Here is a 10,455-nt window from a genome sequence, read left to right as displayed (position 1 = left end):
CGTGCTGAAGAACTGCTCGACGAGCGCGTCCATGCCGCCACCCTAAGGGGTTTCGCACCCTATTGCCGGGAATGTCAGGATCAGGCGTCCGACAACCTCGCGCGGGCAACGGGTACGGCAGCGGTGTGCGTTCAGTACACCCAGACCCGGGTCTTCTTCGGCAGCAAGTCCTGCGCCACAGCCAGTCCATCGCCGGCAGCGTCACCCGCACACACCCGTGCGACGCCGGATACGGCGGGACACTGTGTAGCCGTGGATCGCGATCCCCTGCTCCTGGAAGTACTTCGGCCGGTACAGCCGGCCGAGCGGGCCGTCGCGCCAGCCGTCGACCTGCCAGTCGATGGTCACCTCCGCGCGGGGTGTCCGCCAGGTAGGTTCTCCCCCTGGTGGGTGTAACGCTCGAACGTGCCGGTCGAGGTGTTGAAGATCCGACTCACCTCGCCGTCGTCGACGATCATCAGCAGTTGCCGTCTCAGGTCCACCTCGGCGAGGTGGCCGCCGGTGCTGCGGGCGTCCGGCGCCTCCCGTCGTCGAGCGCGGCCCGGGTCTTCGCGCCGACGATCCCGTCGGGGCGCAGGCCGGCCGCCTTCTGGAGCGCGTACACCGCCTGCTCGGTGAGCAGGCCGAAGGTGCCGTCGGTTTCGCCGACCCAATATCCGAGCCGGTCCAGCCCCTTCTGCAGCGCCTGAACCCGGTCGCCGGTGTCGCCGCGTCGCAGGGCGTCCCGTACGTCGGCGTCGGCGGTGCTCGGCGGCGACGGGGTCGCCGAGGGCGCCGCCGTGGTCGGCGCGGGCGTGGACGCCTCGCCGGTCGTCGGAGCCGCCGGCGTTCCCCGGCGGCGAGGCCGAGGGCACCGTGTGACTCGGGCCGGGTGAGGTCGGCTCCGGTTCCGGCCGTCGGCGCAGCCGGCCGCGAGCACCAGCAGGGCGGCGCAGGTGACGGATGCCGTGATGTTGTCGGCTCTTCATGATCAGCGTGCCGGAGTCCCGGCCCACCCCCTTCGTGCGTCCGTTCGAGGTCTCCCTTCAGGTAACAGACCCGTCGGCAGGCATGCAAAAGCACGCGCAGGGGACTACTGCGGGATGAGCAGCGCTCCGCGTACCCTCCGGCCCGCCTGGCGGCGGTGTGGTCGGGATTCTGGCTGGTGCCCGGCGGCGTTCGCCGCCGGGGCCGTGCTGCTGGCCCTCGGCCTGTCGGTGGCCGAGCTGCGACTGGGCCTGCCGACCGGCGGGATCCTGCCCAGCAGCGTGGCCGGCGCACGGTCGCTGCTGTCGTCGATCATCACCGCGATGATCTCGTTCACCGCGCTGGTCTTCTCCATCACCGTGGTGGCCGTACAACTCGCCAGCAGCCAGTACTCGCCCCGGGTGCTGCGGACCTTCCTGCAGACCGGATCACCCAGGTCGCGCTGGGCACCTTCCTGGCGACCGCGCTGTTCGCCATGGTGGTGCTGGCGGCGCTGCCGGCCGACGTCGACGCCGACGCCCGGCTGCCCGATCTGTCGCTCGCCGTGACGATGACGCTCGTGTTCGCCAGCAGCGGGCTGTTCGTCTACTACCTGCACCACGTCACCACGGTCATGCGGGTCTCGCACATCATCGCGGCGGTCGGCGCCCAGTCCCGCCGCGTGATCGAGGAGCAGTATCCGGTCGGCCCGGCCGCCGCGCCCGTCACGCCGCTGCCACCGCCGGTGCAGGTGATCACCGCGGTGCAGCCCGGCATGGTCGAGCACGTCGACCTCGACCGGCTCGCCGCGCTGGCCCGCGAACACGACTGCGCCCTGTCGGTCCTGCCCGCGCCGGCGACTTCGTGGTGGCCGGGCAGCCGCTGATCGCGGTCCATCCGCTGTCCGGCGGTCCCTTCCCTGCGGCGTGCCGGAGGCGCGGGCGTGCGTCGCGGTGAGCCTCGGCGTCGAACGGACCCTGGGCCAGGACGTCGGGTTCGGGTTCCGCCAGCTGACCGACATCGCCGAGCGGGCCCTGTCACCCGGGATCAACGACACCACCACCGCGGTCCGCAGCGTCCAGGAGATGCACGACCTGCTGCGCCGCCTGGCCGGCCGGCCGGGTCACCGCATGCTCGTCGACGATCCCGACGGCACACCACGCGTACGGGCGCGGACGCAGGACTTCGACGGCTTCCTCGCGGTCGCGGTCGACGACGTCCGGCGGGCGGGACGTGACCAGCCGCGGATCACCCGCCTCCTGGACGACGTACTGGCCGACCTGCGTTCCGTGGCGTTGCCGGAACATCTGCCCGACATCACCCGCAGGACCGTGCACCGGGAAGCATGAGTCGCCGAAACCGGGAAGGCGGCGGGCACGAGTCCGCGCCGCACGGCGTACTCACCCGGAGGGAGTGCCATGACCGCGTCCAGCGAGCCCGCCCGAGGAACAGGCGCGTCGACCCGCGCCGGCCGAACCGGTACGGCGGCCAAGACCAGCACAGCCGCCGCTCTCGCGCTCGTGTTCGGCGTGGCCGCCCTGTTCAGCGTGCTCACCGCCATCCTCGCCTGGATCGGCGTGGTGCTCGCCATCGTCGGCATCGTCCTGGGCATCGCAGGGCTCAAGATGGCCGCCCGACCGGGGGTGACCGGCCGGGGCGTGGCAATCGGTGGCCTCGTGCTCAGTGTGATCGCCCTGCTGCTCGGACTGGCGCTCGGTGCGGCATCACCACGTTCCTCAACAACGAAAGCGCGCGGTGGACCGACTCCAGCAGCAGGTCGACGACCTGCGCGACCGACTCGACAGCTGACGGTCATTTCCACACGGTCACGTCCCCGGCGACGAGCGCCCGGCCGCCCTCGAAATCCCGATAGGGGCCGGAGGGCCCGAGCTCATAGCGGCCGGACAGGTCACGGTACGAGAAGTCGACGACCGTGCCGACCACGGTCACCAACTGCGGCGGTTCCGGGATGTCCGGACCGGCGGACAGCACCAGCAGCGTCCCGTCGGTGAAGTCGACGTCGCGCACCACGAAGGCGGTGCCGGTGATGACGCGGTCGACAGTGGCGGTCACGGTCAGACGCGAGCCCGCCTCGGCGCGCGCGACAGTGCCCAGCCGGACGGTGGAGGTCGGCTCCGGGGACGGCTGGGGGTCACGCGGCTGACGGGCGCAGCCGGCGACGAGCATCGTCGCTGCCGAGAGTGCTGCCAGCGCCCGGCGCGTGTCCACCCGCGGGCGTTCCCTCCCTCGCCGCGGCCGCTGCGGCTCACTTCCCGGCCCACGGGAACGTGGGTTGCAGAACGGCCTCCTCCAGTGCCAGGGTCCGCCACCGGCTCACCTCCTGATACTCCGGGTCGGCGACCATCCGGCTGAACGCCGTCCGGCTCGGATAGCGCACCAGCAGCACCGCGTCCCACTGCTGCCCCTCCTCCGCCACCAGGGCCGGTCCACCTTCACCGGCGTAGAGCACCTTGCCGCCGTAGCGAGGCAGGAACGTCTCCCGTAGGGCGCGCCGTACCGCGCGTAGGACTCCCGTCCCCCTTCGGCAAAACGCAGCAGGTTGAGCATGACCACCGGACCGTCGGGGTCGGTGGCGAGAAACGCCTTCAGGTCCTCACCGATGGGATCGACTGCCATGACCTGTTTCTCCTGTCGTCCTCGCCTGCCGGCGTCACGCCACGTACACCCTGACGTTGACATCGTGCACCCCGGAGACGGCCCACGCGAGTGCGCGTGCACGGGCCAGCGCCTCGGCCGAGCCGACCCGGCCCTCCAGGATGACGACCCGGTTCTGCGCCTCGACACAGATGCGCTCGTGGCGCAGCAGCGGGTCACGACTCATCTGCTCGACGACGTGGCACGCCAACCGAATGTCGTCAGTGACCGGGCCCTCGTGAAACAGCGGCGGCAGCCCTTCCGGAAAGAACCACGGGTGGGTCATGGCGGGTCTCCTCACATCGCGATCGGGTTCTTCAGGCCGTACCCCGATGGTTCGACCGGAAATACGACAAACCGTGACGATCTGCACCCGCCTGTGCGACAGTTCGCCGCCTCGATCGATCGCCGCTCCGTTCCGCGCCGGCCGCGGTTTCTCCTGCTGGCCCCGGGCAGGGGACGACATGCTGCCGCGCCGGTCCGTCGGCGGGATCCCCTCGCCGGAGGTACCAGGCGCCGGCAGACAGCCCGCGCGACACTAACGCTTTTGACTATGGTTTGCACTGGCGATCCACCCGGCGCCCCGACCCTCGTCGCCTCTGGCACGGGCCGGCCGACGTGCGTCCGCAGGTGGGCGCCGCGCCGGCCGGTCCCGCCTCACCTGAGGTACCCCCTACCTCGCGGACGGCTTCACGATAATGAGTTCCGCTTCGATTGTCATCGGGAGCGGCCCCCCGGATACCCGCACCCCTGCGACCTGAATCGGATCGCCTGTCACCGCTGGCGAGACAGCGTCCGGCCGCCGTCGCTGCCGCCCGGAGCGGCCCGCGCCGAGCGGGGTCCAGTGAGGACTGTTGACGAGCCGTACGACTACGTGGTGTGCTCCTTCCGTAACCCTAATGGTAGCGATGGTCGTTTCAGGTTCCTAGGAGGATCATGTCTCTCACCGTCCCACCTGCCCTGCTCGAAGCCGCCGAGGCGGGCCCGTGGACGACGACGCCTTCGTCGCCTGTGTCCGCGACTCCCTCCCCGTACGCCTGGGCCACCGTCACCCGGGTGGTCGCGATCTACAGTCCTCCACCGGTGACTTCGCCGACAACGTCGTGCCGCCGCCGACCGAGGCGGAGCGGGCCAGCTCTTGCGGCGTTGGCCAGCGATGCGATCCGCTCAGGTCTGGAGCGCCATTTCGGGGTGAAGCTGGCATTTCAGAACTGTCACCGGGTGGCCGCGTTCCGGTTGAGCGCCGTCGACACCGACGTCTACCGCAGGTTCGTCTCGACCCGAGGCAGCTTCTCAACCCAGTCACCAGAGCTGCGTGACTGCTGACCACCACGCTGTCGGATCGCCCGGCGGGCAGGTCCAGGCACATCTGTTCCTGCTCGCCGGGCACCGGGCCGGCGGCAGCCACGCCGAGGCCCTGGCGGACGCGCACCGATTCGGACTGGCGGCGGAGGACGCCGGCTACGCCGGCTCGTTCGGGGTGGCGCTGGCGCTGACCGCAGCCCTGCTGTTGCGACGGGCGAGCGTCGCGCCCGGCGACGACCGATGCCAGCCGTCCTCGGCGGGTTCCGTGTCCCGCCCCCCTCGCCCGGGATGGGGCAACGCGCCGCCGCGGTGTCGGTGCTGCGCACATAGGAGCGTCTCTGCGGGCGGGCACCACGGCTGCCCGCCCGAGTCGCTCTGCGCACGTTCACCGACTTGGAAAGGCTTGGTCTGTCATGTCCCGTACCTTTCGGCGCTGTGCCCTCGTGGCCGGCGTGCGCCTCACCGCCGGCGCTGCGTTGGTCGCCTGCGACAGCATCGACGACCACCGCGCGGCCGGCGACGGCCACCGCTCGCCCACCACCACCTCGGTCGACAGCACGTGGGCTGGGGCACAGAACGCGGCGGACGTGATGTTCGCGCGGATGATGATCCCGCACCACCAGCAGGCAGTGGCCATGGTGGACCTGGCCGCCACCAGGGCTGCCGACCCTCAGGTCAAGCAGCTCGCCATCCAGACCAAGGACGCCCGGGCACCCGAGATCGCCGCGATGAGCCGCTGGTTGACCAAGTGGGGCACGCCGATGCCGCCGGGCGGCACCACCGCCACGCGGAGCGGCATGCCGGGGATGGACCACGGCGGCCCGGCGGCAGCCGGACGGATTCGACAGGCAGATCCTGTCGATGATGATCGCCCACCACGAAGGGGCGATCGCGATGGCGCGGGACGAGGCCGCGCACGGGACCAACGCAGACGCCAAGGCGCTCGCCGGGCGGATCAGCACCACCCAGCAGACCGAGATCGACACGATGAGGATCCTGCTGAGCCGGATCTGACCAGTACCGCGCGGCGGCCGGACCCGTCCGGCCACCGCGCCGGTCAGGGTGGCGGAGCACGGTCAGCGGCGTGCGCCTCGCCTCAGCTCGCGCCTCCACAGAAAGTGTCACCGATGGAGACAAGACGCCCGTGCATGACGGGCCGTCGAGTACCGACGGAGGAAAGATGACGAGGAACTACATCCGGTTCGGCCTGGTGCTGCTGATCAGCCTCGCGGTCATGTTCGTCCTCACGCTGTCGCAGATCCGCCGATGGTCGGACTTCTACCTGAACCCGAGCAACTTCTACATGGCGGTGCTCATGGTGGCCGTCATGGGTCTGATCATGATGGGCGTCATGCACCAGATGTTCACCGACCGGCGCCTCAACATCGTGCTGTACGCCGTGTTGGGCGCCCTGTTCGTCGGCGGGTTCGCGGCCGTACGCACCGAGCCGTTCGTGGGCAACGAGGGCTTCCTCAAGTCGATGATTCCCCACCACTCCCGGGCGGTCCTGGTCTGTGCGGAGTCGAACATCACCGACCCGGAGATCGTCCGGCTCTGTGACCAGATCGTCACGTCCCAGGAGGAGGAGATCACGCAGATGAAGAGGATCCTCCGCGACCGGTACTGACCCAGTCCTGATCTGGGCGCACGACGCCGAGTCTGCCCGTGATGTCGGGTCGATCCCGACACCGTTCCATGAACCGTCACTCGGCCGCCTCAGACCAGGCGAAAATTTCGGAGGGCCGTCTGTTGGAGCGGGCGGGTCTGGGTCCACCGGCTGTCCTGGGTGATCCAGGACAGGCTGTAGGCGCGGGCTCGGCCGTCGTTGATCAGCAGCCGGCGGGTGTGCAACCGCTCCCCGTCGGGCTGGTCGCAGGTGTACTCCCACTCGGCGGCGCCACCCGGGCGGATGATCGGCCCGATGCTGATTTTCTGATATCCGGACAGCGCTCCGGTCCTGAGCAGGTCGCGCTCGGCGGCCTCCCATCGCTTCGATGGCATGGTGGAGGCTCTGACGCTGAGGTCGACGGCGACGGCGTCTGGCCGAGCGGGATCGCGGAAGCAGATCGTCGTGCCCTCGGTGTGCCGGGTCCAGCGGTCGGGCACCGCGATCAGGAAGCCTGCCGGGTCCTGGTGCCACGACCACCCCTTCGGCGGGGCGTGCGGCAGCGGTTCGGTGGGTTCCCGCAGCGGTTCGGCCTCGCCGGCGGCGTCGTTCAGGCACAGGTGGACGGGGCGGGCCGGTGGGGTCGCCGGCATCGCGCCGGCCGTCGTGTCGTCCCGTCCGGCCGCCGGTGCGCCGTCCTGGCCGCGCAAGCCGCCCGTCACCGCGCCGGCTGCCGTGACGGCGACGGCACCGACTCCGATCAGGCCCAGCACGGCGCCGGCGAACGCCCAGCCGGTCTTCCGGTCGCGGGTGGTCGACGCGGTGACCGCGATGGGCGTGGTGGTGACCGCGTCCGGTGAGATCGGGTCGGTCGCCGCGGCGGCTGGACGCCACCGGGGCCGACCGCCGGCCCGGGGCTGCCCGCGGCCTGCTCGGGGTGTGGGCACGGGGTCGACGGGCGAGGTGGCCGCCGTTACCTGCTCAAGCCGGTCGCGGGCTTCCCGGGTGGACAGGCGCTGACGGGGATTGCGCAGCAGGAGACCGGTGATCGCGGGCTCGAGCGGCAGCGCGGTCATCCGGTCCGGTGCCTCGGTGGCCAGGGCGGCGAGCGTGGCGAGGGTGGTGGGCCGGGTCCACGGCAGCCGGCCCTCGGCGGCCAGGTAGAGGGTTGCGCCGAGGGCCCACAGGTCGGTCGCCGGGGTGGACCTGCCGTCCCGGGTGTGCTCCGGCGCGACGTACTGGAGCCTCGACAGGGTCGCCGCGGTGACGGCCGCCGGGACGCGGCTGTCGAGGATCGACAGGCCGAATCCGCCGAGTACCACCCGCCCGTCGTCGGCGAGGAGCACGTTTCGCGGACGGACCTCCCGGTGCAGCACCCCCACCGCGTGGGCGGCGTCGAGGGCGGCGAGCAGGTGCAGGCCCACCCTGGCGACCTCGGCCGGAGCCAGCGGGCCGTCGGTGGCGACCACCTCGGACAGGGTGCGGGAGGGTACGTGCTCCATGACGAGCCAGAGGTACCCGTCGGTGCTGAGCGCGTCCCACATCCCGGTCACGCCCGGATGGTCCAGACTCGCCAGGGCGCGTACCTCCCCGAGCGTCGTGTCCCGCAGGCGCGACCGTTCCGCGTTGCTCACCCAACCCGGTAGGGCGATCTGGTTGAGTGCGACGTGCCGGTCGAGTAGCTCGTCGCGTGCCAACCAGACGCGCCTCGGGGTCGCCGGGTCCCCGATCGGCGTGAGCCGGCGGTACCGGCCGGCGAGCAACTCGTCATCCATGCTGGTGATTCGAAGCGGCTCCCGGCCCGGATGGGAACGGGCGATGAGAATCTGCGGGCCGCGGCTGCGGCCCGGCGCGCCCGGGCTCAGCTCAGTTCGACGGTGCCGACGATCCGCGTGGGAGCGGCGGAGCCGCCCCGGGGCTCGTTGGACACGCCGAACGTGCCCGCACCGGCGACCGGACCGACGACAGTGGTCGCCGCCCTCGCTTCCTCGCCGAGTTGCCCCACCTTGCGGGGCTCGCCGCCGCGGATGAGCCACAGCTCGTAGATCCGTCCGCGGCCGGGCTCGGGCAGGTCGCGCAGCAGCACCACACCGCGGTCGCGCTCGCGCGAGACCACCACGGTGGCCGCGCCGCCGGGCTGCAGCGACCGCTCGAACACCCGGGCGTCGGGGGCCTCCAGGATGGCGGCGATGCGCCGGGCCTCGTCGGCGCTCGCCCGCTCGTCGCTGATCCGTCCGCTGCTCACGGTCCAGGTGACCGCGCTCGCACCGCCGGCCACCAGAACGGCTGCGGCTGCGGCCACGGTGAGCTGTCGCCACCTTCCTGCGCGCCGTCCGGCGCCCGCGGCGCGGCCCCTCAGCTGCGGGGTGCGCGCCACCTGGGCCAGGGTCCGCTCCCGCAGCCCGGGCGGTGGAGCCACGACGGTCTCGTCGGCGAGCCGCGCCACCGTCTGCCGAAGCTCGGCCACCTCGGTGCGGCACGGCTCGCACTCGGCCACGTGCCGCTCGAACGCCGCCCGCTCGACGTCGTCGACCGCGTCGAGAGCGTACGCACCGGCGAGGGTGTGGATGTCGCCGCTCATGCCCGCCCCTCGATCTCGATGCCGAGGCAGTCGCGCATCCGGATCAGGCCGTCGCGCATCCTCGTCTTCACTGTCGGCAGCGGTGTCCGGAGCTTCTCGGCGACCTCGCGGTAGGTGTGGCCGCCGTAGTAGGCGAGGGTCACCGCTTCCCGCTGGACCGGTGTCAGCCGGCCCAGACACCGGCGGACCTGTTCCCGCTCCAGCCGCGCGGTGACGTCCTCGACCACCTCGTCGTAGGGAACGTGCGCTTCGGCCGCGGCGACCTGTGACGTCCGTCTGGTGTGCGCCTGTTCCGAGCGCACCCGGTCCACGACCCGGCGGTGCGCCATGGTCAGAATCCAGGCCAGGGCCGAGCCACGACCGGCGTCGAAGCGGCCGGCGGTGCGCCACACCTCCACCATGACCTCCTGCGTCACCTCCTCCGCCTGCGCCGCGTCGCGAACGACGCGGCGAGTCAGCCCGAGGACCCGGCCCACCACGACGTCGTACAGCGACGCGAACGCCGTCTCGTCGCCACGCGCCACGCGCGCCAGCAACTCCTCGGCGGTCGGCGGCGTCGCGGTGTCGGGCGGTATCGGCCGGAGCCGCCGCGCCTGTTCCGGGTCACCGCTCATTCTCGGCAGGTCCTTCCGCATACGGGACGATGGGTGTGCCGCCTACGCGTACCCGACGTGCTAGGCGGGATGGGCATGGGCGAGGCGCGCGTAGACGATGACATTGTCGCGGTAGTGCTGCGTGTTGTCGTCGAACTCGCCGCCGCAGGTGATCAGGCGCAGTGCCGCGTGGTCGACGGCCCCGTACACCTCGTTGGTGGGGAAGCGGTCCTTGGGATACTGCGCCACCCTGGTCACGGTGAACATCGCGCTGCTGCCGTCCTGCCGGTCGACCGTGATCCCGGCACCGACGGCCAGCCTGCCCAGACCGAAGAACGTTCCGCGGTGGCCCTTCCAGTCGACGTGGCCGGCCAGCACGGCCGGGCCGAGCGCTCCGGGCGTCGGCGCCCTGGTGAACCACCCGACGTCGGCGGCGCTGTCCGGGACCTGCATCGCCCCGTCCGCCTGCAGGCCGAGGGCGACGACTGCCGCGGTGGCCCGCAGCGACGGAATCGACACCCGCGTTGGCGGCGACGAGGACATGAGCGGGCCCGACGTCAACTCGCCCGGCCTAATTGCCGGGCCGGCCGCCGGATCCGCGGCCGGCGCCGCAGCCGAGACGTCAGGTCGGGGCGGTTCTCCGCCCGGTTGGGCGACGGCGAACCCGATCGTCACGGCCGCCGTCAGGGTGAGGATGCCGGCCACCGCCAGGAGCGTGGCGCGCTCCCGACGGCGGCCGGCCGGCACTCGCGCGTCGCCGGTGTCCATCA

Annotated in this window: 14 protein-coding genes and 2 pseudogenes; 6 read left to right on the top strand and 10 right to left on the bottom strand. The window is 71.7% G+C overall.

Annotated features, from left to right (window positions below; all coding sequences use genetic code 11):
* Positions 1–201: 201 nt before the first annotated feature.
* The 3 genes from KSK32_RS33770 to KSK32_RS34700 are packed head-to-tail and all read right to left on the bottom strand — an operon-like array spanning position 202 to position 919.
* Complete coding sequence (locus KSK32_RS33770) at positions 202–348, bottom strand: hypothetical protein (protein ID WP_254187290.1); 147 nt, start codon at positions 346–348, stop codon at positions 202–204.
* Positions 345–482 carry a hypothetical protein gene (locus tag KSK32_RS33765; RefSeq protein WP_254187289.1) on the bottom strand — a complete coding sequence of 46 codons (138 nt, stop codon included), beginning with the start codon at positions 480–482 and terminating at the stop codon, positions 345–347. Before KSK32_RS33765 ends, KSK32_RS33770 begins: the two co-directional genes overlap by 4 nt.
* A complete protein-coding gene (locus KSK32_RS34700) occupies positions 473–919 on the bottom strand; it encodes a peptidoglycan-binding domain-containing protein (RefSeq protein WP_308163775.1) in 447 nt (148 codons plus the stop codon). Before KSK32_RS34700 ends, KSK32_RS33765 begins: the two co-directional genes overlap by 10 nt.
* Before the next feature lie 31 nt (positions 920–950).
* On the opposite strand from KSK32_RS34700, the pseudogene KSK32_RS35035 reads away from it, so the two are divergent.
* Both KSK32_RS35035 and KSK32_RS32235 read left to right on the top strand, forming a co-directional pair.
* A pseudogene (locus KSK32_RS35035) lies at positions 951–1,831 on the top strand (DUF2254 family protein).
* Between the two features lie 40 nt (positions 1,832–1,871).
* Positions 1,872–2,294 carry a DUF2254 family protein gene (locus KSK32_RS32235; protein ID WP_216935668.1) on the top strand — a complete coding sequence of 141 codons (423 nt, stop codon included), beginning with the start codon at positions 1,872–1,874 and terminating at the stop codon, positions 2,292–2,294.
* 463 nt (positions 2,295–2,757) lie between these two features.
* On the opposite strand, the gene KSK32_RS32230 is transcribed toward KSK32_RS32235, so the two are convergent.
* From KSK32_RS32230 to KSK32_RS32220, 3 genes are all read right to left on the bottom strand, one after another.
* Positions 2,758–3,174 carry a hypothetical protein gene (locus tag KSK32_RS32230; protein WP_216935043.1) on the bottom strand — a complete coding sequence of 139 codons (417 nt, stop codon included), beginning with the start codon at positions 3,172–3,174 and terminating at the stop codon, positions 2,758–2,760.
* 37 nt (positions 3,175–3,211) lie between these two features.
* Positions 3,212–3,415, bottom strand: a complete 204-nt coding sequence (locus KSK32_RS32225; RefSeq protein WP_216935660.1) for a DUF1330 domain-containing protein — start codon at positions 3,413–3,415, stop codon at positions 3,212–3,214.
* A 201-nt stretch (positions 3,416–3,616) separates the two neighbouring features.
* Positions 3,617–3,886 (bottom strand): BON domain-containing protein, encoded by a 270-nt coding sequence (locus KSK32_RS32220; RefSeq protein ID WP_216935047.1) that lies wholly within the window; start codon positions 3,884–3,886, stop codon positions 3,617–3,619.
* 650 nt (positions 3,887–4,536) lie between these two features.
* Between KSK32_RS32220 and KSK32_RS32215 the strand changes: the two genes are divergently transcribed.
* From KSK32_RS32215 to KSK32_RS32205, 4 genes and pseudogenes are all read left to right on the top strand, one after another.
* Positions 4,537–4,926, top strand: coding sequence for an SCO5389 family protein (locus tag KSK32_RS32215; RefSeq protein WP_374226737.1), 390 nt, complete (start codon positions 4,537–4,539; stop codon positions 4,924–4,926).
* 392 nt (positions 4,927–5,318) lie between these two features.
* Positions 5,319–5,660: pseudogene (locus KSK32_RS34695) on the top strand (DUF305 domain-containing protein); the annotation flags it as partial.
* Positions 5,661–5,766: 106 nt separating this feature from the next.
* Positions 5,767–5,919, top strand: coding sequence for a DUF305 domain-containing protein (locus KSK32_RS33740; protein ID WP_308163619.1), 153 nt, complete (start codon positions 5,767–5,769; stop codon positions 5,917–5,919).
* A gap of 166 nt (positions 5,920–6,085) precedes the next feature.
* Complete coding sequence (locus KSK32_RS32205) at positions 6,086–6,532, top strand: DUF305 domain-containing protein (protein ID WP_216928006.1); 447 nt, start codon at positions 6,086–6,088, stop codon at positions 6,530–6,532.
* 89 nt (positions 6,533–6,621) lie between these two features.
* Here the strand turns inward: KSK32_RS32205 and KSK32_RS32200 are convergent, their stop codons facing one another.
* The 4 genes from KSK32_RS32200 to KSK32_RS32185 all read right to left on the bottom strand — a co-directional run bounded on the left by KSK32_RS32200 (position 6,622) and on the right by KSK32_RS32185 (position 10,453).
* Complete coding sequence (locus KSK32_RS32200) at positions 6,622–8,286, bottom strand: serine/threonine-protein kinase (RefSeq protein ID WP_216928005.1); 1,665 nt, start codon at positions 8,284–8,286, stop codon at positions 6,622–6,624.
* Positions 8,287–8,372: 86 nt separating this feature from the next.
* Entirely contained in the window at positions 8,373–9,092 is a 720-nt protein-coding gene (locus KSK32_RS32195; RefSeq protein ID WP_216928004.1) for an anti-sigma factor domain-containing protein, read from the bottom strand.
* Positions 9,089–9,706, bottom strand: a complete 618-nt coding sequence (gene sigK / locus KSK32_RS32190) for an ECF RNA polymerase sigma factor SigK (RefSeq protein WP_216928003.1) — start codon at positions 9,704–9,706, stop codon at positions 9,089–9,091. The genes KSK32_RS32195 and sigK overlap by 4 nt, the downstream gene beginning before the upstream one ends.
* Positions 9,707–9,766: 60 nt before the next feature.
* Positions 9,767–10,453 carry a class F sortase gene (locus KSK32_RS32185; protein WP_254186906.1) on the bottom strand — a complete coding sequence of 229 codons (687 nt, stop codon included), beginning with the start codon at positions 10,451–10,453 and terminating at the stop codon, positions 9,767–9,769.
* Positions 10,454–10,455 lie beyond the last annotated feature (2 nt).

Origin of the sequence: Micromonospora sp. WMMB482 (assembly GCF_019038635.1) — a bacterium.
GTDB lineage: Bacteria > Actinomycetota > Actinomycetes > Mycobacteriales > Micromonosporaceae > Micromonospora > Micromonospora marina.
The sequence above is the reverse complement of the archived record's forward strand: the minus strand, read 5'-3'. Positions and strand labels throughout refer to the sequence as shown.

Coding starts and splice junctions, on each gene's coding strand:
- KSK32_RS32220 (WP_216935047.1), bottom strand. CDS start 3,886: ATGACCCACCCGTGGTTCTTTCCGGAAGGGCTGCCGCCGCTGTTTCAC.
- KSK32_RS32215 (WP_374226737.1), top strand. CDS start 4,537: ATGTCTCTCACCGTCCCACCTGCCCTGCTCGAAGCCGCCGAGGCGGGC.
- KSK32_RS33740 (WP_308163619.1), top strand. CDS start 5,767: ATGATGATCGCCCACCACGAAGGGGCGATCGCGATGGCGCGGGACGAG.
- KSK32_RS32205 (WP_216928006.1), top strand. CDS start 6,086: ATGACGAGGAACTACATCCGGTTCGGCCTGGTGCTGCTGATCAGCCTC.
- KSK32_RS32200 (WP_216928005.1), bottom strand. CDS start 8,286: ATGGATGACGAGTTGCTCGCCGGCCGGTACCGCCGGCTCACGCCGATC.
- KSK32_RS32195 (WP_216928004.1), bottom strand. CDS start 9,092: ATGAGCGGCGACATCCACACCCTCGCCGGTGCGTACGCTCTCGACGCG.
- sigK (WP_216928003.1), bottom strand. CDS start 9,706: ATGAGCGGTGACCCGGAACAGGCGCGGCGGCTCCGGCCGATACCGCCC.
- KSK32_RS32185 (WP_254186906.1), bottom strand. CDS start 10,453: ATGGACACCGGCGACGCGCGAGTGCCGGCCGGCCGCCGTCGGGAGCGC.